The organism is Pseudomonas sp. Eqa60, from assembly GCF_018326405.1.
Lineage (GTDB): Bacteria > Pseudomonadota > Gammaproteobacteria > Pseudomonadales > Pseudomonadaceae > Aquipseudomonas > Aquipseudomonas protegens.
Window position 1 is genome coordinate 3,314,870 of record NZ_AP024342.1, and the last position, 23,210, is coordinate 3,338,079.

General features: G+C 67.2%; 15 protein-coding genes and 1 pseudogene. 3 read left to right on the top strand and 13 right to left on the bottom strand.

The window, feature by feature from the left end; all coding sequences use genetic code 11:
- Positions 1 to 3: 3 nt before the first annotated feature.
- The gene (locus KI242_RS15220; protein ID WP_212806343.1) at positions 4 to 195 is read right to left on the bottom strand and encodes a hypothetical protein; all 192 of its coding nucleotides are present in this window, start codon (positions 193 to 195) and stop codon (positions 4 to 6) included.
- A 201-nt stretch (positions 196 to 396) separates the two neighbouring features.
- Between KI242_RS15220 and KI242_RS15225 the strand changes: the two genes are divergently transcribed.
- The 3 genes from KI242_RS15225 (at position 397) to glgB (ending at position 8,081) form a co-directional block, all read left to right on the top strand.
- Entirely contained in the window at positions 397 to 2,385 is a 1,989-nt protein-coding gene (locus KI242_RS15225; protein ID WP_212806344.1) for an alpha-1,4-glucan--maltose-1-phosphate maltosyltransferase, read from the top strand.
- Positions 2,386 to 2,505: 120 nt separating this feature from the next.
- Positions 2,506 to 5,853, top strand: coding sequence for a maltose alpha-D-glucosyltransferase (gene treS / locus KI242_RS15230; protein WP_015635517.1), 3,348 nt, complete (start codon positions 2,506 to 2,508; stop codon positions 5,851 to 5,853).
- Entirely contained in the window at positions 5,850 to 8,081 is a 2,232-nt protein-coding gene (gene glgB / locus KI242_RS15235; RefSeq protein WP_053151449.1) for a 1,4-alpha-glucan branching protein GlgB, read from the top strand. The genes treS and glgB overlap by 4 nt, the downstream gene beginning before the upstream one ends.
- A gap of 118 nt (positions 8,082 to 8,199) precedes the next feature.
- On the opposite strand, the gene KI242_RS15240 is transcribed toward glgB, so the two are convergent.
- The 12 genes and pseudogenes from KI242_RS15240 to treZ all read right to left on the bottom strand — a co-directional run bounded on the left by KI242_RS15240 (position 8,200) and on the right by treZ (position 23,202).
- Positions 8,200 to 8,889, bottom strand: a complete 690-nt coding sequence (locus KI242_RS15240; RefSeq protein WP_015635519.1) for an alpha/beta hydrolase — start codon at positions 8,887 to 8,889, stop codon at positions 8,200 to 8,202.
- A gap of 105 nt (positions 8,890 to 8,994) precedes the next feature.
- Entirely contained in the window at positions 8,995 to 9,801 is an 807-nt protein-coding gene (locus KI242_RS15245) for an endonuclease/exonuclease/phosphatase family protein (RefSeq protein WP_011061165.1), read from the bottom strand.
- 83 nt (positions 9,802 to 9,884) lie between these two features.
- On the bottom strand, positions 9,885 to 10,643 hold the full coding sequence (locus tag KI242_RS15250; protein WP_011061166.1) for a PIG-L family deacetylase: 759 nt from the start codon (positions 10,641 to 10,643) through the stop codon (positions 9,885 to 9,887).
- Positions 10,644 to 10,925: 282 nt separating this feature from the next.
- Positions 10,926 to 11,591, bottom strand: coding sequence for a glycosyltransferase (locus KI242_RS15255; RefSeq protein WP_015635520.1), 666 nt, complete (start codon positions 11,589 to 11,591; stop codon positions 10,926 to 10,928).
- Positions 11,588 to 12,187, bottom strand: a complete 600-nt coding sequence (locus tag KI242_RS15260) for an SAM-dependent methyltransferase (RefSeq protein ID WP_011061168.1) — start codon at positions 12,185 to 12,187, stop codon at positions 11,588 to 11,590. Before KI242_RS15260 ends, KI242_RS15255 begins: the two co-directional genes overlap by 4 nt.
- A complete protein-coding gene (locus KI242_RS15265) occupies positions 12,184 to 12,942 on the bottom strand; it encodes a PIG-L family deacetylase (RefSeq protein WP_212806345.1) in 759 nt (252 codons plus the stop codon). The genes KI242_RS15260 and KI242_RS15265 overlap by 4 nt, the downstream gene beginning before the upstream one ends.
- Complete coding sequence (locus tag KI242_RS15270) at positions 12,939 to 13,955, bottom strand: acyl-CoA dehydrogenase (RefSeq protein ID WP_011061170.1); 1,017 nt, start codon at positions 13,953 to 13,955, stop codon at positions 12,939 to 12,941. The genes KI242_RS15265 and KI242_RS15270 overlap by 4 nt, the downstream gene beginning before the upstream one ends.
- Positions 13,956 to 13,957: 2 nt before the next feature.
- Positions 13,958 to 16,117: a glycogen debranching protein GlgX gene (gene glgX, locus KI242_RS15275; RefSeq protein WP_011061171.1), complete on the bottom strand. Its 2,160-nt coding sequence runs from the start codon at positions 16,115 to 16,117 to the stop codon at positions 13,958 to 13,960.
- Positions 16,118 to 16,230: 113 nt separating this feature from the next.
- Positions 16,231 to 16,530 (bottom strand): DUF2934 domain-containing protein, encoded by a 300-nt coding sequence (locus KI242_RS15280; RefSeq protein WP_015635523.1) that lies wholly within the window; start codon positions 16,528 to 16,530, stop codon positions 16,231 to 16,233.
- A gap of 21 nt (positions 16,531 to 16,551) precedes the next feature.
- Positions 16,552 to 19,332 carry a malto-oligosyltrehalose synthase gene (locus KI242_RS15285; protein WP_212806346.1) on the bottom strand — a complete coding sequence of 927 codons (2,781 nt, stop codon included), beginning with the start codon at positions 19,330 to 19,332 and terminating at the stop codon, positions 16,552 to 16,554.
- Positions 19,329 to 21,409, bottom strand: a pseudogene (gene malQ / locus KI242_RS15290) (4-alpha-glucanotransferase). Before malQ ends, KI242_RS15285 begins: the two are co-directional and overlap by 4 nt.
- Positions 21,406 to 23,202 (bottom strand): malto-oligosyltrehalose trehalohydrolase, encoded by a 1,797-nt coding sequence (treZ, locus tag KI242_RS15295; RefSeq protein WP_041118090.1) that lies wholly within the window; start codon positions 23,200 to 23,202, stop codon positions 21,406 to 21,408. Before treZ ends, malQ begins: the two are co-directional and overlap by 4 nt.
- Positions 23,203 to 23,210 lie beyond the last annotated feature (8 nt).

Sequence of the window (23,210 nt, forward strand, 5' to 3'; positions counted from 1 at the left end):
TGTCTATGCTTGCTGGCTGGGCGGGCGCCTGGGCTCGCTGACCACCACCGGCGGCATCGTACTGGGCGGGTCGCCCTTGGGTGGCGGGGTGGTTTCCGGCGGTTCCTGCTCCGGGATCGGTTCAGGCTCGCTGGGGGGCAGGGTCGGTTGGTCGATGTTGGGGTCGGGGGTTTCTGCCGGGATCGGGATATTCATCGCGCTGGCCTCCTTTGTGCTTGCAGATGCACGGGCTCTTCTGGTGGACCGCAGCGGCGCGGATTTGATTCCCGCCGCTTGGCCGACCAATCGCGGTGAACTTTCGCCGCAGGCTTTGGCTCGGAACCTAAGTGCATTGATTCACCGGGGCCGCGGCCCCGCCACCAGAGCGTCGAAGACGTGAAAAAGGGGTGATGCTCGATGACTGTAGAAAAACCGACCGAACAGCAATACCAGGCGCACCTGCCGTTGTCCCAGGCCCTGCTGCTGCCGCGCATTGCCATCGAGAGCATCCGCCCGGTGCTCGACGGCGGCCAGTTCGCGGTCAAGGCAGTGGCCGGCCAGGAGGTAGAGGTGGCGTGCAAGGTATTCGCCGACGGCCACGACAAACTGGCGGTGCGGGTGCGCTGGCACAACGAGCAACAGGACAGCTGGGCCAGCCAGGCCCTGGAAGACCAGGGCAACGACGGTTGGCAGGGGCGTTTCACGGTGCCCGAAGTGGGGCGCTACCGCTTCTGCATCGAAGCCTGGATCGATCAGTTCGCCAGCTTCTGCTACGAGCTGGAGAAAAAGCACCTGGCCGGGGTTGCGGTCAGCCTGGAGCTGCAGGAGGGCCGCAGCCATGTGCAACAGGCCGCCGAGCGCAGCGAAGGGCCGCTGCGCGAGCAGTTGCTGGCGTTGCAGCGCGAGCTGTCCGGGTTGCTGGAGGCCGAGCAGGTGGCGCTGTTTCTCAGCGAGTCCAGCGCGCGCCTGATGGCCGAGGCCGATCACCGGCCCTACCTGAGCCTGAGCCCCGAGTACCCGCTGGATGTGGAGCGGCTACAGGCGCAGTTCGCCAGTTGGTACGAGCTGTTTCCCCGCTCGATCACCGACGATCCGGCCCGACACGGCACGTTCAACGACGTTCATTCGCGGCTGCCGATGATTCACGACATGGGCTTTGACGTGCTGTATTTCCCGCCGATCCACCCCATCGGCCGCAGCCACCGCAAGGGGCCCAACAACTCGCTGAGCGCAGGCCCGGACGATCCCGGCAGCCCCTATGCAATCGGCAGCGAGGAGGGCGGCCATGAGGCCATCCACCCGCAACTGGGCAGCCGGGAGGACTTCCGCCGGCTGCTGGCGGCGGCCGCTGACCACGGCCTGGAGATCGCCCTGGACTTCGCCATCCAGTGCTCCCAGGACCACCCCTGGCTCAAGCAGCACCCGGGCTGGTTCAACTGGCGCCCGGACGGCACCATCAAATACGCCGAGAACCCGCCGAAGAAGTACCAGGACATCGTCAATGTCGACTTCTATGCCGCCGAGGCCATTCCCAGCCTGTGGCTGGAACTGCGGGACATCGTCATCGGCTGGGTCGAGGAGGGGGTCAAGACCTTTCGCGTGGACAACCCCCACACCAAGCCGCTGCCGTTCTGGCAGTGGCTGATCGGCGAAGTGCGCCGCCAGTACCCGGAGGTGATCTTCCTCGCCGAAGCCTTCACCACCCCGGCGATGATGGCGCGCCTGGGCAAGGTCGGTTACACCCAGAGCTACACCTACTTCACCTGGCGTAACACCAAGAACGAGTTGTCCAGCTACCTGGCCGAACTCAACCAGCCGCCGTGGCGCGACTGCTTCCGTCCCAACTTCTTCGTCAACACCCCCGACATCAACCCGCAGTTCCTGCATGACTCGGGGCGCCCGGGGTTTCTGATCCGCGCGGTGCTGGCCACCATGGGATCCGGGCTGTGGGGCATGTATTCCGGGTTCGAGCTGTGCGAATCGGCGCCGGTGCCGGGCAAGGAGGAGTACCTGGATTCGGAGAAATACCAGATCCGCCCCCGGGACTTCTCGGCGCCGGGCAACATCATTGCCGAGATCGCCCAGCTCAACCGCATCCGCCGGCAGAACCCGGCGCTGCACAGCCACCTGGGGCTCAAGCTGTACAACGCCTGGAATGACCACATCCTGTATTTCGGCAAGCGCAGCGGCGACAACTTCGTGCTGGTGGCGGTCAGCCTCGACCCGTTCAACCCCCAGGAGGCGCATTTCGAATTGCCGCTGTGGGAAATGGGCCTGGCCGATGACGCCCAGACCCAGGGCGAGGACCTGATGAACGGCCACCGCTGGACCTGGTACGGCAAGACCCAGTTCATGCGCATCGAACCGGCGCAGCCCTTCGGCATCTGGCGCATCACCGCCACGTAGGAGCCGGCTTGGGCCCATGGGCCTTGTGCAGGCCCGGCCGACGCCTTCGCCGGCAAGCCAGCTCCCACGGTGGGGCGTGGTTTGTGGCAGCTGCGAATTCAATTTTTTCAGGAGCCCGACATGGCCAAGAAACCTCGCCCCACGACCTTTATCAAGGACCCGCTCTGGTACAAGGACGCGGTGATCTACCAGGTGCATGTGAAGTCCTACTTCGATTCCAACAACGACGGAATCGGCGATTTTCCCGGGCTGATCGCCAAACTCGACTACATCAAGGACCTGGGGGTCAACACCATCTGGCTGTTGCCGTTCTACCCCTCGCCGCGGCGTGACGACGGCTACGACATCGCCGAGTACCGCGGGGTCAGCCCCGACTACGGCACCCTGGCTGACGCCCGGCGCTTTATCGCCGAGGCCCACAAGCGCGAACTGCGGGTGATCACCGAGCTGGTGATCAACCATACCTCCGACCAGCACCCCTGGTTCCAGCGGGCACGCAAGGCCAAGCCGGGTTCGGCGGCGCGCAATTTCTACGTCTGGTCCGACGACGATCAGAAATACGACGGCACGCGGATCATCTTTCTCGACACCGAGAAGTCCAACTGGACCTGGGACCCGGTGGCCGGCCAGTACTTCTGGCACCGCTTCTACTCCCACCAGCCGGACCTCAACTTCGACAACCCCCAGGTGATGAAGGCCGTGCTCTCGGTGATGCGCTACTGGCTCGACATGGGCATCGACGGCCTGCGCCTGGACGCCATTCCCTACCTGATCGAGCGCGATGGCACCAACAACGAGAACCTGCCGGAGACCCATCAGGTGCTCAAGCAGATCCGCGCCGAAATCGACGCCAACTATCCGGACCGCATGCTCCTGGCCGAGGCCAACCAATGGCCGGAAGACACCCAGCTGTACTTTGGTGATGTCACAGGCAGCGACGGCGACGAGTGCCACATGGCCTTCCACTTTCCGCTGATGCCGCGCATGTACATGGCCCTGGCCCAGGAGGATCGCTTCCCCATCACCGACATCCTGCGCCAGACCCCGGAGATCCCGGCCAACTGCCAGTGGGCGATCTTCCTGCGCAACCACGATGAACTGACCCTGGAAATGGTCACCGACCGCGAGCGCGACTACCTGTGGAACTACTACGCCGCCGACCGCCGGGCGCGGATCAACCTGGGGATCCGCCGGCGCCTGGCGCCGCTGATGGAGCGTGACCGGCGGCGCATCGAGCTGCTCAACAGCCTGCTGCTGTCGATGCCCGGTACCCCGACCCTGTACTACGGCGACGAGATCGGCATGGGCGACAACATCTACCTGGGGGACCGGGATGGCGTGCGTACGCCGATGCAATGGTCCATCGATCGCAACGGCGGTTTCTCCCGGGCCGACCCGGCCAGCCTGGTGCTGCCGCCGATCATGGATTCGCTGTACGGCTACCCGTCAGTCAACGTCGAGACCCAGTCCGGCGATCCCCATTCGCTGCTCAACTGGACCCGGCGCATGCTGGCGGTGCGCAAGCAGTCCAAGGCCTTTGGCCGCGGCACGCTGAAGATGCTGTCGCCGAGCAACCGACGGATCCTGGCCTATACCCGGGAATACACCGGGCCTGACGGCAAGCAGGAGATCATCCTGTGCGTGGCCAACGTCTCGCGCAGCGCCCAGGCCGCGGAGCTGGACCTCTCGGCGTTCGCGGGCATGGTGCCGGTGGAGATGCTCGGCGGGAACGCCTTTCCGCCCATTGGACAGCTGAATTTCCTCCTGACCCTGGCGCCCTACGGTTTCTACTGGTTCGTCCTGGCGGCGGAAAACCAGATGCCCAGCTGGCACGTGGAACCGGCCCAGAGCCTGCCGGATTTCACCACCCTGGTGCTGAAGAAACGCCTCGAAGAATTGCTCGAAGCGCCATCGCGCACCACCCTGGAGCAGGAAGTACTGCCCAACTGGCTGCCCAAGCGGCGCTGGTTCGCCGGTAAGGACAGCGCCATCGACCAGGCGCGGATCGCCTACGGCGTGCGCTTTGGCGACCCGCAGCACCCGGTGCTGCTCAGCGAGATCGAAGTCACCAGCGCCGGGCGCAGCGAGCGCTACCAGTTGCCGTTCGGCCTGTTGGCCGAAGAGCAGATCAACAGCGCTTTGCCCCAGCAACTGGCCATGGCCCGGGTGCGTCGCGGGCGCCAGGTGGGGCTGATCACCGACGCCTTCGCCCTCGACAGTTTCGTGCGCAACGTGCTGCTGGCGCTGCAGGGCGCCACCTGCCTGGACAGCGAGCAGGGCCAGATCCGTTTCGAGGCCACCGCGCAGCTGGCGGCGCTGGGCCTGGGGGCCGACGCCGAGGTGCGCTACCTGTCGGCGGAGCAATCCAACAGCTCGGTGGTGGTGGGCGGCAGCCTGGTGCTCAAGCTGATCCGCAAGGTGGCGGGGGGCATTCACCCGGAACTGGAAATGGGCGCCTTCCTCACCGCTGCCGGCTTTGCCCACATCTCGCCGCTGCTGGGCTCGGTGCTGCGCCGCGATGCCCAGGGCGAAGACCATCTGCTGATGATCGCCCAGGGCTACCTGAACAATCAGGGCGATGCCTGGGAGTGGACTCAGAACAACCTCGAGCGGGCGATCCGCGACGAGCTGGCCGAGGCCATGTCCGAGCAGGAGCAGCACTACAACGCCTTGGGCGAGCTCCAGGATTTCGCCGGCCTGCTGGGCCAGCGCCTGGGGGAAATGCACCTGCTGCTGGCGGCCCCCAGCGACAATCCGGATTTCGCTCCCGAGCACGCCACCGCCAAGGATGCCCAGGCCTGGAACCAGCAGGTTGCCGAGCAACTGGAGCGCGGGTTGCAACTGCTTCAACAGCACCAGGCCGAACTCGCGGCAGGGGAGCAGAAATTGCTCGGCAAATTGTTGCAGCATAAGGCGCTGATCCTGGGTCACATCCAGCAACTGGCCAAACAGTTGGTGGGGGGCGTGCGGATTCGTGTCCACGGCGACCTGCACCTGGGGCAGGTACTGGTGATCAAGGGCGATGCCTACCTGATCGACTTCGAGGGCGAGCCGGCCCGGCCCCTGGCCGAGCGCCGCGGCAAGCACAGCCCGTACAAGGATGTCAGTGGGGTCCTGCGTTCCTTCGACTACGCGGCGGCCATGGCCCTGGAGGCACCGGCGGTGGACGGCGCGCAAGGCGCGGCGGCGGGGCGGCGCAAAGTGGTCACGCGCTACCTGGCCGAGGCGCGCCACGCCTTTGTCCAGGCGTATCGGCTGGCGACGGCTAATCTTGCCCATGGCTGGCAGGACCCGGCGGCCGCGGATGCCGCCCTGGCACTGTTCAGCCTGGAGAAGGCCGCCTACGAGCTGGCCTATGAAGCGGAGAACCGTCCCGCCTGGTTGCCTGTGCCATTGCACGGCCTGGTGGGGCTGTTACGTGAACTGAAACCCTTTTCCGATATTGAGAGTGGTGGAGAGCAGTCATGAGTTTCTCGAACAAGGAACAGGGAAAGCAGCAACCGGCATTGCTTCCTTCGGCCAAGGCCATCGACGCCCTGGTACGGGCCGAACACCGCGATCCATTCGCCATTCTCGGGCCCCACGGCGATGGCGCCGGCGGGCAATTCATCCGCGCTTTCCTGCCCGGGGCGCTGAGTGTGCAGGTGCTCGACCGCGACCAGCAGCAGGTGCTCGGCAGCCTGCAAGCCGGTGAGGTGCCGGGGCTGTTTGTCGGGCACTTTCCCGAGGCCCGGCCCTATCTCTTGCGCATTCAATGGGCCGGGGGCGAACAGGTCAGTGAAGACCCCTACAGCTTCGGCCCCCTGCTGGGGGAGATGGACCTGTACCTGTTTGCCGAAGGCAATCACCGCGACCTCAGTTCCTGCCTGGGGGCGCAACTGACCACCGTGGACGGCATCGACGGCGTGCGTTTTGCGGTCTGGGCACCGAATGCCCGGCGGGTCTCGGTGGTGGGCGACTTCAATATCTGGGACGGGCGCCGGCACCCGATGCGCTTGCGCCATCCCTCCGGGGTCTGGGAGCTGTTCATCCCGCGCCTGCAGGCGGGCGAGGCCTACAAATACGAGATCCTCGGGCCCCAGGGCATCCTGCCGCTCAAGGCCGACCCCATGGCCCTGGCCACGCAGTTGCCGCCGGACACCGCCTCCAGAGTCGCGCCGCCCCTGACCATCGACTGGCGGGACCAGGAGTGGATGCTGGCCCGAGGCGAGCGCCAGCGGGTGGACGCGCCGCTGTCGATCTATGAGCTGCATGCCGGTTCCTGGCAGTGCGAAGTGGACGACCTTGGAGAAGTGGCCCGCCAGTACAGCTGGGCCGAACTGGCCGAACGGCTGATTCCCTACGTCAAGGACCTGGGGTTTACCCATATCGAACTGATGCCGATCATGGAGCACCCGTTTGGCGGCTCCTGGGGCTACCAGCCGCTGTCGCAGTTCGCCCCCAGCGCCCGCTACGGCAGCCCGCAGGATTTTGCAGCCTTCGTCGACGCCTGCCACCAGGCGGGCATCGGGGTGATTCTCGATTGGGTGCCGGCGCACTTTCCCACCGATACCCACGGCCTGGCGCAGTTCGACGGCACTGCACTGTATGAGTACGGCAACCCCCTTGAAGGCTTCCACCAGGACTGGGACACCCTGATCTACAACCTGGGGCGTACCGAAGTGCACGGTTTCATGCTGGCTTCGGCGCTGCACTGGCTCAAGCATTTCCACGTCGACGGCCTGCGGGTGGATGCCGTGGCCTCGATGCTCTACCGCGACTATTCGCGCAAGGCCGGGGAATGGGTGCCGAACCGCCACGGCGGCCGGGAAAACCTCGAAGCCATTGATTTTCTGCGTCACCTCAACGACGTCGTGGCCCTGGAGGCCCCGGGCGCCCTGGTGATCGCCGAGGAGTCCACCGCCTGGCCCGGGGTCAGCCAGCGCACCGACCAGGGCGGCCTGGGCTTTGCCTATAAATGGAACATGGGCTGGATGCATGATTCCCTGCATTACATCCAGCAGGACCCGGTGTACCGCGCCCACCATCACAACGAACTGAGCTTTGGCCTGGTGTACGCCTGGTCCGAGCGTTTCATCCTGCCGATCTCCCACGACGAGGTGGTGCACGGCAAGCACTCGCTGATCGACAAGATGCCCGGCGATCGCTGGCAGAAGTTCGCCAACCTGCGGGCCTACCTGAGCTTCATGTGGGCCCATCCGGGCAAGAAGCTGCTGTTCATGGGCTGCGAGTTCGGCCAATGGCGCGAGTGGAACCACGACCAGCAACTGGACTGGTACCTGCTGCAATACCCCGAGCACCGCGGGGTGCAGCAACTGGTGGGGGACCTCAACCGCCTGTATCGCCAGTACCCGGCGCTGCACGACCAGGACGACGTGCCCCAGGGTTTCCAATGGCTGATCGGCGACGATGCGATCAACAGCGTCTATGCCTGGTTGCGCTGGAGCAAGAGCGGCGAACCGCTGCTGGTGGTGGCCAACTTCACCCCGGTGCCACGCCAGGGCTATCGCGTCGGCGTACCGGTGGCGGGGCGCTGGAGCGAGTTGCTCAACAGCGATTCGCAACTGTATGCCGGCTCCAACTACGGCAACGGTGGCGAGGCCTTCAGCGAAGAGCAGAGCAGCCATGGCCAGGCCCTGTCCCTGGTGCTCAACCTGCCGCCGCTGGCCGTACTGATCCTGCGCCCTGACAGTTGACCCAGGCGTCCTGTAGCCGCTGCCGAAGGTTGCGAACGGTCTGGGCGGCGCTCCGTCGCTGGGGCGCGGGGTTTGCGAGGACGCCAACGGCTCGTCTGAAGATCGCCCAGTCAACCGGTTACAGGGAGTCGGCGGCCTCGGCGATCAGCGCGGCTACGGGCCCGGGCTGGGAGGCGAGGGAGGCGTGGCTGGCGTCCAGGTGAATGACCTTGCGGGCGTTGAGCCGGGCGGCCATGCGCTCCTGGTTCGCCGGGGCGATCATGCGGTCGGCACGGGACACCTGGTACCAGGAAGGTTTGTCGCGCCATGCCGGGGCCCCGAGGGCGTCGCCGAAGGTGCTGGCCAGCGGCGCCTTCTGGGTCAGGCCCATAACCAGCCCTTCCTGGGGGCTGAGATCCTGGCAGAAGCTCTGCTGGAAACGCTCCGGACGCACCCAGAGGTAGCCGTCGCTGTCGGGCGCCAGATTGGCGGCGGCTTCAGGCGGGAACTCCTGGGTCAGGCCACCGGGGCTTTCGCCCTGGTCCGGGGCGAAGGCGGCGATGTACACCAGGCCCGCGACGTTTGGCGCATGCCCGGCCTGGGTGATCACCGCGCCGCCGTAGGAGTGCCCCACCAGCAGCACCGGCCCCGCTTGCTGGGCCACCAGTTTGCGGGTCCGTTCGACGTCCTCGGCGAGGGAGGTCAGGGGCAGTTCCACGGCGCGGATCTTCTCGTACCCGCGGTTCAGCAGTTCGACGATGACCCGGTTCCAGTGGGCGGCACCGCCCCAGAAACCGTGGACCAGGACAATCGTGGGTTGCTCGCTCATCGCTTGATTCCTTCTCTGGGCTCAAGGTTGGCCCGGAGGCGGGCGCCCCCAGGCTCGGGTTCGGGGAAAAGCATGGTCGACTCTGGCGGGAATACGGCTATTTATTCATGAATTCTGATGTGCGGCCCCAGGCGGCAGGTGCACTTCCACCGCCAGCGGCAGGTGATCGGAGAGATGGGTCCAGGGCTTGTTGCCGAGGATCTGCGGGCGGTGGCTGTGGGCGTTGCGCAGGTAGACCCGATCCAGGCGCAGCAGTGGCCAGCGGGCCGGGTAGGTCTTGGCCGGGCGGCCATGATGGCGTTCGAAGGCTTCGTGCAGGTCGTTGCGCCGGCCCAGGGTGGCGTTGCCGTGCATCTGCCAGTCATTGAAGTCGCCGGCGATGATCACCGGTGCCTCCTCGGGCAGTGACTCGAGCAACTGGCCCAGCAGCGCCAGCTGCAACTGGCGATGGCTTTCCAGCAGGCTCAGGTGCACGCAGATGGCGTGGACCTCGGCGTGGCCGGGCACATCCAGCACGCAGTGCAGCAGGCCCCGGCGCTCGGGGCCGGTGATCGAAACATCGAGGTTGCGGTACTGGCGGATCGGAAACTTCGACAACAGGGCGTTGCCGTGATGGCCGTCGGGGTACACCGCGTTGCGCCCGTAGGCGTAGTCGCTCCACATGCTGTCGGCGAGAAACTCGTACTGTGACTGCTGAGGCCAGTTGTCCAGGCGCGAGGCATGGCGCTCGTGCTCGCCCAGCACTTCCTGGAGAAACACCAGGTCGGCCTGGGTACTGCGCACGGCCTCGCGCAGTTCCGGAAGAATGAAGCGGCGGTTCAGGGCGGTGAAGCCCTTGTGGGTGTTGACGGTCAGAACGCGTAACCGCTGGACCGCCTCGGGGTTGGGCTGGCGGGTGGAATCGCTGCTCACGCGGGCTCCTTGGAATCAGTGGCGGTTACAGATGGGACTGGCGACCGGTGTGTGCGTTCAGCTTATTTTCCACCCGCGCAGGCCTACATCAGGATGATCTCGTAGGGCAGGCGCAGGCGCTCCAGCAGCACCGGCGACAGCGACGGCTCCAGGCCGATCTCCGGCTCGCCCTGCAACTGGCTGGCATAGGCGTGGGCGGCGTGGCGCTTGCGGGCCACGGTCCAGGTGTCCAGGCGCAGCTTGCGCGCACGCTGCCAGGGGATCTGGTGCTCCTCGCGGGCCGCCCAGTGCCAGGCCCAGATCGGAATCTCATGAAAACGCGCACCTACCAGGCTCGCGGCCTTGGCCGTGGCCCGGCCCACGGCTTCGTGGTCGAGGTTGCCATCGGCGCGCCAGGTGCTGAACACCACGTCGGTGTCGCGCAGGTAGCGGCAGATGAAGGGCACCAGCTGCTGTTCCCGTTCGCTCAAGGCGCTGTCGGCAAAGCCGCCGCGGATCCACTTCAGGCTGTGCAGGGGCAGGCCCAGGCGACGCAGGGCTTCGGCGCTTTCCTGGGGCCGGAACACGCTCAGGCGGCGCTTGGGCCACAGCTCCGACCCGGGATGGCTGGCGCTGCCGTCGCTGATGGAAATCAGTTGCAGAGGGTGGCCGTGGTGGGCCAGCACTTGCAGCAGGCCGCCGCTGGCGACCACTTCGTCACCGGGGTGAGGGGCGACTATCACTGCCCGGGAGCCGGCCGGAACCAGGTTGGCCAGATTGATGGCCGGCACCTCGGCCAGGCTGCGGGCACTGTTCCAGACTTGGCTGGGCCAGTTGCTGTCGATTGCGGGTATGGCTTTCATGGGGTGTCACATCCCTGTTTTCCGGGCCACGGCAGTAGCGGTTGAACCTCCGTTCAGTCGCGACCCTGGGTTTGCACGCACGCTGATTCCTTGGCACCTGCCTCAGCGTGAAGTACCGGTGCCCCATACCTTTGGAGCACCGCGATTCGGGGGTAATCATACACAGCCTGGAGCTTTCCACGCAGTGCCAGCCCAGGCTTATTTGCTGATTACCAAGCCCGTCACAGGGTAGACGGCAATTCTCCCCCCGGGGAGGCGCACTGACCAATGCCATGCTGTACTTCACAGCCCTGCGCAAGGTTCGTTCAGGCGCTTGAGGTAATCGCCGAACCCACCTTTGGCCCGCGAATCCAGGCGCCCGCTGGTAATCACTTGCGGATGCCGGCTCCAGGCGATGCTGGCGCCGCAGCGCTGCAACTGCCGCACCAGCTGCACATCCTCGTGGCAGGCCAGGGCCTCGAAGCCGCCGGCGCGGACATAGGCTGCAGCGCTGATGCCGAGGTTGGCGCCATGGATGTGCCGGTGGCCATCGCTGTCCTGGTAGGCGTCGTGATAGCGGATCCGGGCCTGGGGTTCGAAGCCTTCGCTCCAGCGGTCGACGGTGACGGTGCCGCAGACGGCGTCGGCGCCCAGGGCCAGTTGGGCCACCAGCCAGTCCTCGGGTACGCGGCTGTCGGCATCGGTACAGGACAGCCAGCGGGCGCCGGCCTGCAGCAGCAACTGCGCGCCCGCGGCCCGTGCCCGTCCGACATTGCGCACCTGCAATTGCAGGTGTTGTACGGCGAACTGGCGGGCAATGTCCAGAGAACCGTCGGAGCAGCTGTCGAGCACCACCAGGATCGCCACGTCTTCATTGAGCTCGGGGTGGCTGGCGGCTTTCAGGGCGCAGCGCAGGCAGTCGGCCAGCAGTTGCTCCTCGTTATGGGCGGGTATCACCACTCCGATCATCGCAGGCCCTCCAGGGTCGCGACCGAATCCGCTTCGCGGCCCCAGAGGTCGAGGAGAAAGTCCGCTTCCTGGTGCTCCAGCAAGCGTGGCAGTTGCAAATGGCGATGGAGCAGTTCGTGCACTTGTCCGGCATCCAGGGGGCACTCGGCAATGGGCGGGCGCCAGTGGCAGGCCAGTAGCTGGCCATCCGCGGCCAGGGAGCCCAGGGCCCGTGCCACCAGTTGCGCCAGGTCGGCGGCGTCCAGGTAATAGCCGATCTCGCTGATGACGATCAGATCGAAGGGCCCCTTGGGCCAGTCCTGGGGCAGGCGGCCGTGTTCCACCCGGGCGTGGGGGAAGGAGCGCAAGCGCTGCCGGGCCAGGTCCACCGCGTTGCGCGCGGTGTCGTAGGCCAGCAGGCTGTCGCAGCGGCTGGCCAGTTCGGCGCTGAGTTCGCCGTTGGCACAGCCGGGTTCGAAAATGCTCCGGTAGTGGCGGCGCGGCAGGCTGGCCAGGGTGATTGCACGTTTGCGCTGTTCATACCAGCGCTGGCGAAAGGCCCAGGGGTCCTGGTCCCGGGCGAACAGCCCTTCGAAATAGCGACTGTCGACACTCATAGGAACACCACCTCAAAAGGTTGCAGCAGACGCTCGATGATGTGCGGTGCCAGCACGGGCGCCAGGCCGATCTGCGGGTCGCCCTCCAGTTGGCTGGCAAAGGCGTGGATGGCATGGCGCTTGCGGGCCACCTGGGCAGGGCTGAGCAGCACCTTGCGGGCCCGCCCCCAGGGCAGCTGCCGGCCCTCGGGATCGGCCCAGTGCCAGGTCCAGATCGGCAGTTCCTTGAGGCTCGCGCCCGCGGCCCGGGCGGCCAGGGCGCTGGCCCGGCCCACGGCTTCGTGGTCGCAGTGGCCGTCCTCGCACCAGGTGCTGAACAGCACGTCACCGGCGCGCAGGCAACCCTGGATGAACTGCGTCAGGGCGGCTTCGTCCCGGGCGACGCGGCTGTCCTCGAAGCCCGCGCGCAGCCAGGTGAAGCGCTGCAGCGGCAGGCCCAGGCGGCGCAAGCCTTCGGCGGACTCCTGGGGCCGTACCTGGCTCAGGCGCTGTACCGGCCAGCGCCGGGAGCCGGGATGGCTGGCGCAACCATCGGTGACCGAAATCAGCAGCAGCTCGCGCCCCTGCGCCGCCAGCAGTTGCAGGAGGCCGCCACAGCCGAGGATTTCATCGTCCGGGTGCGGGGCCACAATCACCGCCCGCGCTCCTTGCGGGACCAGGGTTCGAATATCCACCGCGGCCATGGCCTGCAGTTGCGAGGAAGCCTGCCAGGCCCGCAGCGAGGTGCCGCGACCGACAATCGGATTGGCTTTCACAGTTGCCATCCTCCCGGGTCCGCTGCAGCGTGGGCGGCGTTGGCCAGCTGTTGCCCGAGAATGGCCAGGTCACGCTCGGCATGGCTCTGGCGGATGAATACCGGCAGGTCCGCCAGCAGCCGGGCGAAGTGCCGGTCCAGGCAATAGGGGCCGGCGCCCAGCGCCCGGCCGACGTGGTGCAGCACGCTGTCGACGCTGGCCTCGGTCACCGCCCGGGCGCGCCGGGCCAGCAACTGGCAGTTGGCCTGGGGCGCCTGATCCAACTGCCGGGCACTGTGGCGCAGCACGCAGGCGGCCTGATGCAGGGCGCTGTCCACTGCCCCCAGGTGGGCCAGGGCATGGGGCTCGTCGCGTTTGGCGCAGTGTTCGCGCAGGGGGTGTGCGATGGCCTGGGCGGCTCCCAGCCAGCAGGCGGCGATGCCGATGGCGCCTTGCCAGAAGCCCGGGCGCTGCAGGTAGTCATCCGGCCCGCCGACCCATTGGCCACGAGCCTCGTGGAAGTCAACCCGCTGGCTGCCGGTACTGGCCATGCCCACCGCTTGCCAACTGCCGCTCTCGACCTGCACCCCGGGCTGGTCCAGGGCCACCGCCACCAGGCGTTGGTGGCCGTCGGCGTCCCAGGCGGTGAGCAGGGCATGGCTGAGCACCTCGGCCCCCGAGCACCAGGCCTTGGTGCCGCTGAGCCGGCAGTGCGGGCCATCGGCAACGGCGTGCACCCGGGCCTGGGGCGGCTCCGCGGCCCAGGTGCCCCAGGTGGTGCCGGGGGGCACGGGGCAGCCCAGTTCCGCCATGATCGCCAGGGCGTCGGTGTGCCCCTCGTAGAGCTTGCACAGGCCCAGGTCATGGCCGGCGACCCTGGCCAGGGCCTGCCAGCGTTGCAGGGTGGCGCCCCCGGCGGGCAGTGGCAGGCGGTCGAGCCCGGCGCCCACCAGGGCGTCCAGGCACAGGCCCAGGGCGCGGGTGTCGGCATGCCCCAGGTCGGGGGAGTGATGCAGGAAGCCTTGCAGGTCCATGTTCAGTCTTCTTCCTCATGTTGCAGTTCGAACAGCAGCAGGGAGCGCCCGGTCACCGAATACTCGTGGCCGAAGGCAAAGCGTTCCTGGCCGCGCACCGCCGGCTGGTTGGTGTCGAGCATGCAGGTCCAGAACTCCCCGGCGGGCACCTCAGGCAGGCGGAAGTTGACGATGTCGTGGTGGGCGTTGACCACCAGCAGCAGGGTGGCGTCGGCCCCGGGGCGACGGATCCCGGTTTCCTGGGCGCGGCCGTCCAGCAGCATGCCCAGGCAGCGACCATGGGGGTCCTGCCAGTGCTCGGTGGTCATCTCGCTGCCGTCGGGAGCCAGCCAGGTGACGTCCTTGACCCCGATGTCCTCGTTGTAGCTGCCCACCAGGAAGCGCCCGCGCCGCAGGATCGGGTAGCTCAGGCGCAGCTTGATCAGGCGCTTGACGAACTTGAGCAGGGACTTGCCGTCGTTATCCAGCTCCCAGTTGACCCAGCCGATCTCGCTGTCCTGGCAGTAGGCGTTGTTGTTGCCGTGCTGGGTGCGGGCGAATTCGTCGCCGGCCACCACCATCGGCGTGCCCTGGGCCAGTAGCAGGGTGGCGAAGAAGTTGCGCATCTGGCGCAGGCGCAGTGCGTTGATCTCGGGGTCGTCGCTGGGGCCTTCGACGCCGTGGTTCCAGGACAGGTTGTTGTTGCTGCCGTCCTGGTTGTTCTCGTCGTTGGCTTCGTTGTGCTTGTCGTTGTAGGACACCAGGTCGTGCAGGGTGAAACCGTCGTGGGCAGTGACGAAGTTGACCGAGGCGTAGGGCCGGCGGCCGCGCTGGTTGAACATCTCGCCGGAGGCGGTCATGCGCCCGGCAAAATCCGCCAGTTGACCGTCGTCGCCCTTCCAGAAGGCGCGCACGGTGTCGCGAAAGCGATCGTTCCATTCCACCCAGCCCGGCGGGAAGTTGCCCACCTGATAGCCACCGGGGCCGCAGTCCCAGGGTTCGGCGATCATCTTCACCTGGCGCAGCACCGGGTCCTGGCGGCAGGCCACGAGGAAGCTGTGGCGCTCGTCGAAACCGTCGTGGTAGCGGCCGAGAATGGTCGCCAGGTCGAAGCGGAAACCGTCCACGTGCATCTCCGTGGCCCAGTAGCGCAGCGAGTCGGTGACCATCTGCAGCACGCAGGGGTGGCTCAGGTCCAGGGTGTTGCCGGTGCCCGAATCGTTGATGTAGAAGCGCTTGTCGTCGGGCATCAGGCGGTAGTAGGAGGCGTTGTCGATGCCGCGCATGGACAGGGTCGGGCCTTGCTCGTTGCCTTCGGCGGTGTGGTTGTAGACCACGTCCAGGATCACCTCCAGCCCGGCTTCGTGCAGGTGGGCGACCATTTCCTTGAATTCGGCGATCTTGCCGCTGGCCAGGTAGCGCGGGTCGGGGGCGAAGAAGGCGATGCTGTTGTAGCCCCAGTAGTTGGTCATGCCCTTGTGCAGCAGGTGCTGGTCGTTGACGAAGGCGTGGATCGGCAGCAGCTCCACCGACGACACCCCGAGCTTGCGGATGTGCTCCAGCACGTCGTCCACCATCAGCCCGGCGAAGCTGCCCCGCAGGTTCTCGGGCACCGAAGGGTGGCGCATGGTGAAGCCGCGCACATGGGTCTCGTAGATGATGGTCTTGTCCCAGGGCACGCTGACCCGCTGGTCGTTGCCCCAGGTGTGGGCCGGGTCGATGACCTTGCACTTGGGCACGAAGGGCGCGCTGTCGCGCTCGTCGAAACTGAGGTCGGCATCCGGGTGGCCGATGGTGTAGCCGAACAGCGCCTCGGACCATTTCAGCTCGCCCACCAGTTGCTTGGCATAGGGGTCGATCAGCAGTTTGTTGGGGTTGAAACGGTGACCGTTGGCCGGGTCGTAGGGGCCGTGCACGCGGTAGCCGTAGATCAGCCCCGGGTGAGCGTCGGGCAGGTAGCCGTGGAAGATTTCGTCGGTGTATTCCGGAAGTTCGATGCGTTCGAGTTCCACTTCGCCGGCATCATCGAACACACAGAGCTCGACCTTGGTGGCATTGGCCGAGAACAGCGCGAAGTTGACCCCCAGGCCGTCCCAGGTGGCGCCGAGGGGGAAGGGCAGGCCTTCACGAATGCGCGAGGGTTCGCTCTCGGGAGTGGCGGCGGGCTGCTTGGATCTGCTCATGGTTGCTCCTGCAGTGAGACGGTGACGGGCCGGGCCCTTTCTTCAGGGCGAACGCGACCCTTATGGCGCGCGGGCGCGCCACGGGTTGACGAGGACGAGATGGCCGGCGGGTGTCAGTTGGCCGGCGGTTTGCGCGGCGCCCGGGGCTTCTTCGCCGCCGCGGGTTTTTCTCCCGGGGGCACTACCACGGCGGCGGCCGACTTGGCCTTGGGCTTGGCCGCGCTCTTGGCGGCGGGCTTTCCGGTCGCAGGCTTGGCCTTGCCGGCCTTGGGTGGCGTGCTTGGAGCCAGGGCTTCGGCCTCGGCGAGCTTGCGGGCCATGTCCCAATGCCGGGCTTCCTGGCCCTCTGGCTTACCTTCCGACTCCCAGATCTGATAAGCGAATTCACGAATGCGTTTGTCGTCGGTACTCATCGCAATGCTCCTGGACTGAATTCAAGGTTGAATCAAAAGGTTGAGCGCAAAGTCTTGCAGTGCGGCGCTAAGCATCAGCTCCCTGTGGGGTGTGACTGCCACCGTGGAAAAAAATCCATTCAGCTTTTGCCCCGAGGCGTCGAACGGTAGCTGCACCCGGGTATCGCCCCACAGCGGCCCCTCGATCAAGGGCATTGCGCGATCCCCCAGCAGGCCGGCGACCTGCACCGGCACTATCACCACTGCCCGTTGTGCACCGTGCTCGCGCATGAACGCCAGGACCCGCCCGGCATGTTGGCCAAGCACCGGCAGCGGCTGGTAGCGGCCCCGGCGAAACAGCTCCGGGTACTGGCCACGCAGGTTCAGGGTGCGGGCGATCAAGGCTTGCTTGATGCGTCCGTCGTGCCACTGGGCCAGCCACTGGCGTGGTTCGCCGCCGCGCTCCAGGGCCGCCTGCCGGGCCGGGTAATCCACCGGCCGGCGGTTATCCGGGTCCACCAGGCTGAAATCCCAGAACTCGTTGCCCTGGTACAGGTCGGGGACCCCAGGCACGGTCATGCGCAGCAAGGTTTGCGCCAAGCTGTTGAGGGCGCCCGCCGGGGCAATGGCCCGGGCCGCCGCGGCAATCGACTGGCGCAATGCCAGGCCCTGGGGCGCCAGCAGCAGGGCCTGGACAAAGGCCTGCACGGCCTCTTCGTATTCTGCGTTGGGCGCCGCCCAGCTGCTTTGCAGCTTGGCCTCGCGCAGGGCCTTGAGCTGCCATTGCCAGATCCTTTGTCCATAGCCTTGCAGGGCCGCCTGATCCTCGGCAGCCAGTTCCAGGGGCCAACTGCCCAGCAGGGTCTGGTAAAGGATCAGTTCGTCCCCCGCCGAAGGCGCATCCGCCTGCTGGCGCAGGGGCGCGGCCAGGGTGCGCCAGTGCTCCACCTGGGCGGCATACCAGGGGGCCCGTTCGCTGAGCACTGCCAGGCGCGCGCGGCTGTCCTCGCCCCGTTTGTGGTCGTGGGTGGCGCTGGTCAGCAGGTTGTCGGGGAAGCTGGCCAGGCGTTGCTGGCAGGCCGTGTGGAAGGCGGCGATCGGCGCACTGAACTGTTCGCTGTTGAAGCCCACGTCGTTGCGCGACAGCAGTACCGCCGAGCGGTAGAAGGCGGTGTCTTCCACGGCCTTGGCCGCGGCGGGCGAAGTCAGTTGCTGGAAACGCACGCAGGCGTGGCGCAGCAGCTTGCGCCCACGGCCCGGTGGCTGCTGGCGCCAGCCCTGGCCGCCGAGCCAGCGCTCCAGGCAGTCGAGCACCGGCCTGTCGGCCTCGCCCAGGCTCTGTCGCGCGCCGTCCAGGGCCTGCTGGAACAACTGCTGGTCCTGCTGCCCGCGGCCACAGGCGCTGATATAGGTGCGGTACACCGGGAAGTGCACGATCAGTTCCTGCAAGGCGCGGCGGATGGCCCCCAGGGTCAGGTCGCGGCTCATCAGGTCCAGGCGAGCCACCTGCAACAGGGCCTGGGCCACGCTTTCAAAATCGCTGGCCAGGGAGCCGTTGAGAATCTGCTGACGGGCCAGCAGTGCCTCTTCGGCGAACGCCGCGGGGCGCTGGCTGTGCCGGCTCCACAGTTCGGCCAGCACCGGCTGGCCTGCAGGGGCCTGCTGCAGCAGCGACAGTTGGTTCATGAACTCATAGCCGGTGCTGCCATCCACGCCCCAGTCGCGGTGCAGGGTTTCCCCGGCGCCGAGGATCTTCTCGACGTAGATCGGCAGGTGCTGGCCCGGGCGCAGGCGGTCGATCCGGCGCCGCAGCTTGCGGCAATAGCTGCGAGGGTCGGCCAGACCGTCGATATGGTCGATGCGCAGGCCGTCCACCAGGCCACGCTGGATCAGCTCGAAGATCTTGCCGTGGGTGGCTTCGAACACCGCCGGGCGCTCGACCCGCAGCCCGCCCAGCTCGTTGACGTCGAAGAAGCGTCGCCAGTTGATGTCGTCGGCGGCGGTGCGCCAGCTGGCCAGGCGATAGCTCTGTTGCTCCAGCAGATGGTGCAGGCGCTGGAAACCTTCGTCGTGGCGTGAGTCGTAGCCTTGCAGGTGGGCGGTGACGGCCTGGTGCAGCGCCGGTTGCTGCAACAGTTGGCCCAGGGCCTGCTGCAGCGGTTGTGCCTGGGCGTGGGCGTCGCCGCTGAAACGCAGGGCGGCAAAGCTGTCGGCCAGGGGCTTGAGGGCCTGGGCGGCATCCGGCGGGCCGGCGAGGCGCAGCAGTTCCCCGAAGTCGGCGGGGCAGATGGGGAAACAGTGTTCATAGTGGCGAACATGGAAACCGCAGCGATCGTCGTCCAGCTGCAGTTGCAGGCTGCCTTCCTGCAAGGCCTGCCCATAGTCGCTGCCGAGGAAGGGCAGCAACAACTGGCCTTCCATCAGCGGGTCCGGGGAATGCCACTGGATATCGAAGAACTCACCGTACGGGCTCAGACGCCCCCATTGCAGCAGGTCCAGCCACCAGGGGTTGTCATTGCCGCCCACCGCCATGTGGTTGGAGACGATATCCAGGATCAGGCCCATGCCGTGCTGGCGCAGGGCATCCACCAGCCGTACCAGGGCCGCCTCGCCCCCCAGCTCGGGGTTGACCCGGGTGGGGTCCACCACGTCGTAGCCGTGCATGGAACCGGCCCGCGCGCAGAGCAGTGGCGAGGCGTAGAGGTGGCTGAGGCCCAGGCCGGCGAAGTAGGGCACCAGGGGCAGCGCATGATCCAGGGTGAAGCCCTGGTGAAATTGCAGGCGCAGGGTGGCCCGTGGCATTGGCGTGGCTGGCGGGCTCATCGGTCACGCTCCAGGGCCTGCTGCCGGGCACAGGCCAGCAGCTCCAGGCGCCGCGCCGCGTCGCTGTCGTCCAGCAGGCGCCGGCTGGCAGTGGCCAGGCGCCGGCGCCAGTTGGGGTGGCTGTCGAGGGTGCCGGGCAGGTTGGCCTGTTCGTCGATGCCCAGGGCGTCCTCCAGGGGCAGCAGCACTAGGGGCGCCCGGGTGTGGCCGAGGAAACGCACGCTGGCGTCTACCACCTGGTCGGCCTCGTGGCTTTCCTCGCGAAAGTTCTGCGGGTCCTGGGCCAGGGCGTGGCGCAGGCCGTTGCGTTCGTGCTGGCGGTGTTCGCGCCAGTGCCGCGCCGCCGCTTCGTCCACCAGGCCCAGGCGCTGGTTCCAGTCGATATCGCGGCCATGCCACCAGCCGTTGAGGGTCGGCAGGTCATGGGTGCTGGTGGTGGCCAGGGCATTGTCCGGCCAGTCGAGGATGGGCTTGAAGTGGCAGCCGTGGTCCTGTTCGAACAACAGCACACGCATGCCGAGCATGGCCCGGGCGGCAAGTTTTTCCCGCAGCCCGTCGGGCACTGTGCCCAGGTCTTCGCCCAGCACTATGGCCTGGTGGCGATGGGATTCCAGGGTCAGCAGGCGCAGCAGGTCGTCCACCGGGTAATAGAGGTAGGCGCCATCGCTGGGGGCGCGCCCAGGGGAATCACCCACAGCCGTTGCAGGCCCATCACATGGTCGATGCGCAGGCCCCCGGCATGGGCGAAGTTGGCCCTGAGCATTTCGATGAAGGCGCGGAAACCGTGGCGTTGCAGGCCTTCCGGGGAAAAGGCCGATATCCCCCAGCTCTGGCCCTGGCGGTTGAGGATGTCCGGTGGCGCGCCCACCGTCAGGTTGGCCAGTAACTGCTCCTGCCGGCTCCAGGCCTGGCTGCCGCCGCCGTCGGCGCCCACCGCCAGGTCGGCGATCAGGCCGATGCCCATGCCGCCGCTGCGGGCCGCGCTTTGCGCTCGCTCCAGGCTGCGGGCGATCAGCCACTGGCAAAAGGCATGGAAGCCGATTTCGTGGGCCTGTTCCTCGGCGAAATGAGCCAGGGCCGGGCTGGCCGGATCACGCCACTGCGGCGGCCAGTGACGCCAGTCCAGGTCCTCGCCACGGGCGGCGCGCTGGGCCTGTATGGCTTCGAAGCGGCAGTGGTTTTCCAGGGCCTCGCCGGCTGCCCGGCGGTAGCTGGCGAAGTCCTCGTGCAGCGGGTGCTCGCCCTGGCAGAAGCCTTCATACAGCGCCCGCAGTGCCTGCAACTTGGCCTGGGCCGCCAGGGGCCAGTCGATCAGCGGCAACTGTTCCAGGTCCTGCAGTTGTTCGCCCAGGCCACAGGCTTCGATCGCGGTGCGCCAGGCGCGGTCGCCGAGGATCGCGCCAGGGGCGGCATACAGGCTGTTGAGAAACAGCCGGCTGGAAGGCGAATAGGGGCTGTAGCGCAGCGGGTCGCTGCTGAACATGGCGTGCAGCGGGCTGATGGCCAGGGCATCGGCACCGCGTTCGGCGGCCTGGCGCGCCAGTTCTTCCAGGGCCTGGGTATCGCCGAAACCGCCATCGCCGGGGCGGCGCAGGGCGTACAGCTGCACGCTGAGGCCCCAGGCCCGCGGGGTGGGCTGGTGCACGGCGTCGGCCACGCTGAAGCAGCGTTCGGGGGCCACTGCCAGGACAAAGTGTTCGTCGTCGATACTCACGGCGTGGTAACCCACCGGAATCGAGCCCGGCAGCCGGCTCTCGGCATCCAGGTCCAGGTGCAACGGGCTGCCGTCCTCCAGCCGCAGGAAACAGGCCGTGTGCGGGGGGAAGTAGCGCGCCAGGTCCAGGCTCTGGCCGTGGTCGGCGGTCAGCAGCGGGGGCAGGTGCCGGCTCTGTTGCACCCCTTGCAATTGCAGCAGGCTCTGTTCGACCTGCTGCGGGTCTTCGGCCGGATGCCCCAGGCCGGCCAGGACAGCCCGCAGGACCCGGTCCTCGACCTTCTGGGCACGGCCGTTGGCATCGATCCAGTCCACTGCCAGGCCGGCGCGGCTGGCAAGCAGTTCCAGTTGCGCATCGCTCATAGGCATTCTCCATCTGGGTCGGTCGGGGAAGAGGTGGGGGCCAGCAGCACCAGCACGCTGTAGGCAGGCAGTTGGCCCTGGCACCAGTGCTTGAGGGTGTGCGGCGGGTATTCGAAGCACAGCTGCGGTGCGGCCTCGGCGGCCAGTTCGACCTGATGCGGGCCGAGGTTGAGGTCGATGCGCAACAGGCTGCCGTCCCCCAGGCGCCAGCGCGCACTCAGGGCGCCCTCGGCCAGTACCTGGCAGCCCAGGGCTCGGGCGCCGGGCAGGCGCGGAACCAGCTCGCGGTGGCGGATCTGCAACAGGCTGCGGTACAGCTCGCGGGTGGCCTCGGCCTGTCGGGACTGGGCCCGTGGGCGTGAGGCCTGGAAGGTCGAGGCGGCGTTGGGGTCGGGAATGCGCTGGCGCTGCCCGGCGTCGGCGAAGGCACTGAAGGCGGCGAATTCGTTGCGCCGGCCCTCGCGCACCGCTTCGGCCAACTGGCCCTGGTGGCTGGTGAAGAACAGGAATGGTTCCTGGGCGGCCACTTCGTCGCCCATGAACAGCAGCGGAATCATCGGTGACAGCAGCAACAGCACCGTGGCCGCGTGCAGGGCCTGGGTCGGCGCCAGTTGGTTGAGGCGTTCGCCAAAGGCCCGGTTGCCGATCTGGTCATGGTTCTGCAGAAACAGCACAAAGGCGCTGGGCGGCAGGTGCCCGCTGGGTTCGCCGCGGGCCTCGCCATGGCGGTTGGCATGGCCCTGGAAGGCGAAACCCTGGCTCAGGCAGCGGGCCAGTTGCTCAGTGGGCTGCTCGGCGAAGTCGGCGTAGTAGGCGTCGGTTTCGCCGGTCAGCAGCACATGCAGGGCGTTGTGGCCGTCGTCGTTCCACTGTGCGTCGAAGCCTTGTTGCAGCAGGCTGGCCTGATTGAACTCGTTCTCCAGGTTGAGCCACACATGGCGATCGGGTGGCACTGCCTGGCGGACCCGCTGCGCCAGTTGCCGCAGGAAATCCGGATCGTCGATGGCGTGCACCGCGTCCAGGCGCAGGCCGTCGAAACGGTACTCCAGCAGCCACATCAGGGCGTTGTCGATAAAGAACTCGCTGACCTGCGGGCGGCGAAAGTCGATGGCAGCGCCCCAGGGGGTGTGCAGGTCCTGGCGAAAGAAGCCCTGGGCGTACTCCTGCAGGTAGTTGCCGTCGGGGCCGAAGTGGTTGTAGACCACATCGAGGATCACTGCCAGGCCCAGGCCATGGGCGGCATCGATCAGCGCGCGCAGCTCGTCGGGCGAACCATAGGAGGCTTCCGGGGCGTAGGGCAGCACGCCGTCGTAGCCCCAGTTGCGTTCACCGGGAAACTCCGCCAGGGGCATCAGCTCGATGGCGGTCACCCCCAGTTCCACCAGGGCCGGCAGGGCTTGCTGCACCGCCTGATAGCCGCCCATGACCCCCACGTGGAGTTCGTAGATCACCGCCTCGTGCCAGGGCCGGCCGCGCCACTGCGGGTGCTGCCATTGATAGCGCTCAGGGTCCACCACCAGGCTTGGCCCGTGGACATCACCGAGCTGGGCCCGGGACGCCGGGTCGGGGACCTGGATCCGCTCGTCGATATTGAAACGGTAGGCGCTGCCCGCGGGGCAGCGCGCCTGGGTCATGAACCAGCCTTCGGGCTGGGGCTGCATGGGCAGCGACTGGCCGTCCGCCAGTTCGACGCTGACGCAGCGCGCATCCGGCGCCCACAGGGCGAACCGGGTGTGCTCGGCATCCAGCAGCCGCGCGCCATGAGTCCAGGTGTGCAGCGTGCTTGAGGGCATCGGTCCTT

What these genes read in the sequence shown, in the direction of transcription:
- KI242_RS15220 (WP_212806343.1), bottom strand. Translation starts at nt 195, where the DNA reads ATGAATATCCCGATCCCGGCAGAAACCCCCGACCCCAACATCGACCAA.
- KI242_RS15225 (WP_212806344.1), top strand. Translation starts at nt 397, where the DNA reads ATGACTGTAGAAAAACCGACCGAACAGCAATACCAGGCGCACCTGCCG.
- treS (WP_015635517.1), top strand. Translation starts at nt 2,506, where the DNA reads ATGGCCAAGAAACCTCGCCCCACGACCTTTATCAAGGACCCGCTCTGG.
- glgB (WP_053151449.1), top strand. Translation starts at nt 5,850, where the DNA reads ATGAGTTTCTCGAACAAGGAACAGGGAAAGCAGCAACCGGCATTGCTT.
- KI242_RS15240 (WP_015635519.1), bottom strand. Translation starts at nt 8,889, where the DNA reads ATGAGCGAGCAACCCACGATTGTCCTGGTCCACGGTTTCTGGGGCGGT.
- KI242_RS15250 (WP_011061166.1), bottom strand. Translation starts at nt 10,643, where the DNA reads ATGAAAGCCATACCCGCAATCGACAGCAACTGGCCCAGCCAAGTCTGG.
- KI242_RS15255 (WP_015635520.1), bottom strand. Translation starts at nt 11,591, where the DNA reads ATGATCGGAGTGGTGATACCCGCCCATAACGAGGAGCAACTGCTGGCC.
- KI242_RS15260 (WP_011061168.1), bottom strand. Translation starts at nt 12,187, where the DNA reads ATGAGTGTCGACAGTCGCTATTTCGAAGGGCTGTTCGCCCGGGACCAG.
- KI242_RS15270 (WP_011061170.1), bottom strand. Translation starts at nt 13,955, where the DNA reads ATGGACCTGCAAGGCTTCCTGCATCACTCCCCCGACCTGGGGCATGCC.
- glgX (WP_011061171.1), bottom strand. Translation starts at nt 16,117, where the DNA reads ATGAGCAGATCCAAGCAGCCCGCCGCCACTCCCGAGAGCGAACCCTCG.
- KI242_RS15280 (WP_015635523.1), bottom strand. Translation starts at nt 16,530, where the DNA reads ATGAGTACCGACGACAAACGCATTCGTGAATTCGCTTATCAGATCTGG.
- KI242_RS15285 (WP_212806346.1), bottom strand. Translation starts at nt 19,332, where the DNA reads ATGAGCCCGCCAGCCACGCCAATGCCACGGGCCACCCTGCGCCTGCAA.
- treZ (WP_041118090.1), bottom strand. Translation starts at nt 23,202, where the DNA reads ATGCCCTCAAGCACGCTGCACACCTGGACTCATGGCGCGCGGCTGCTG.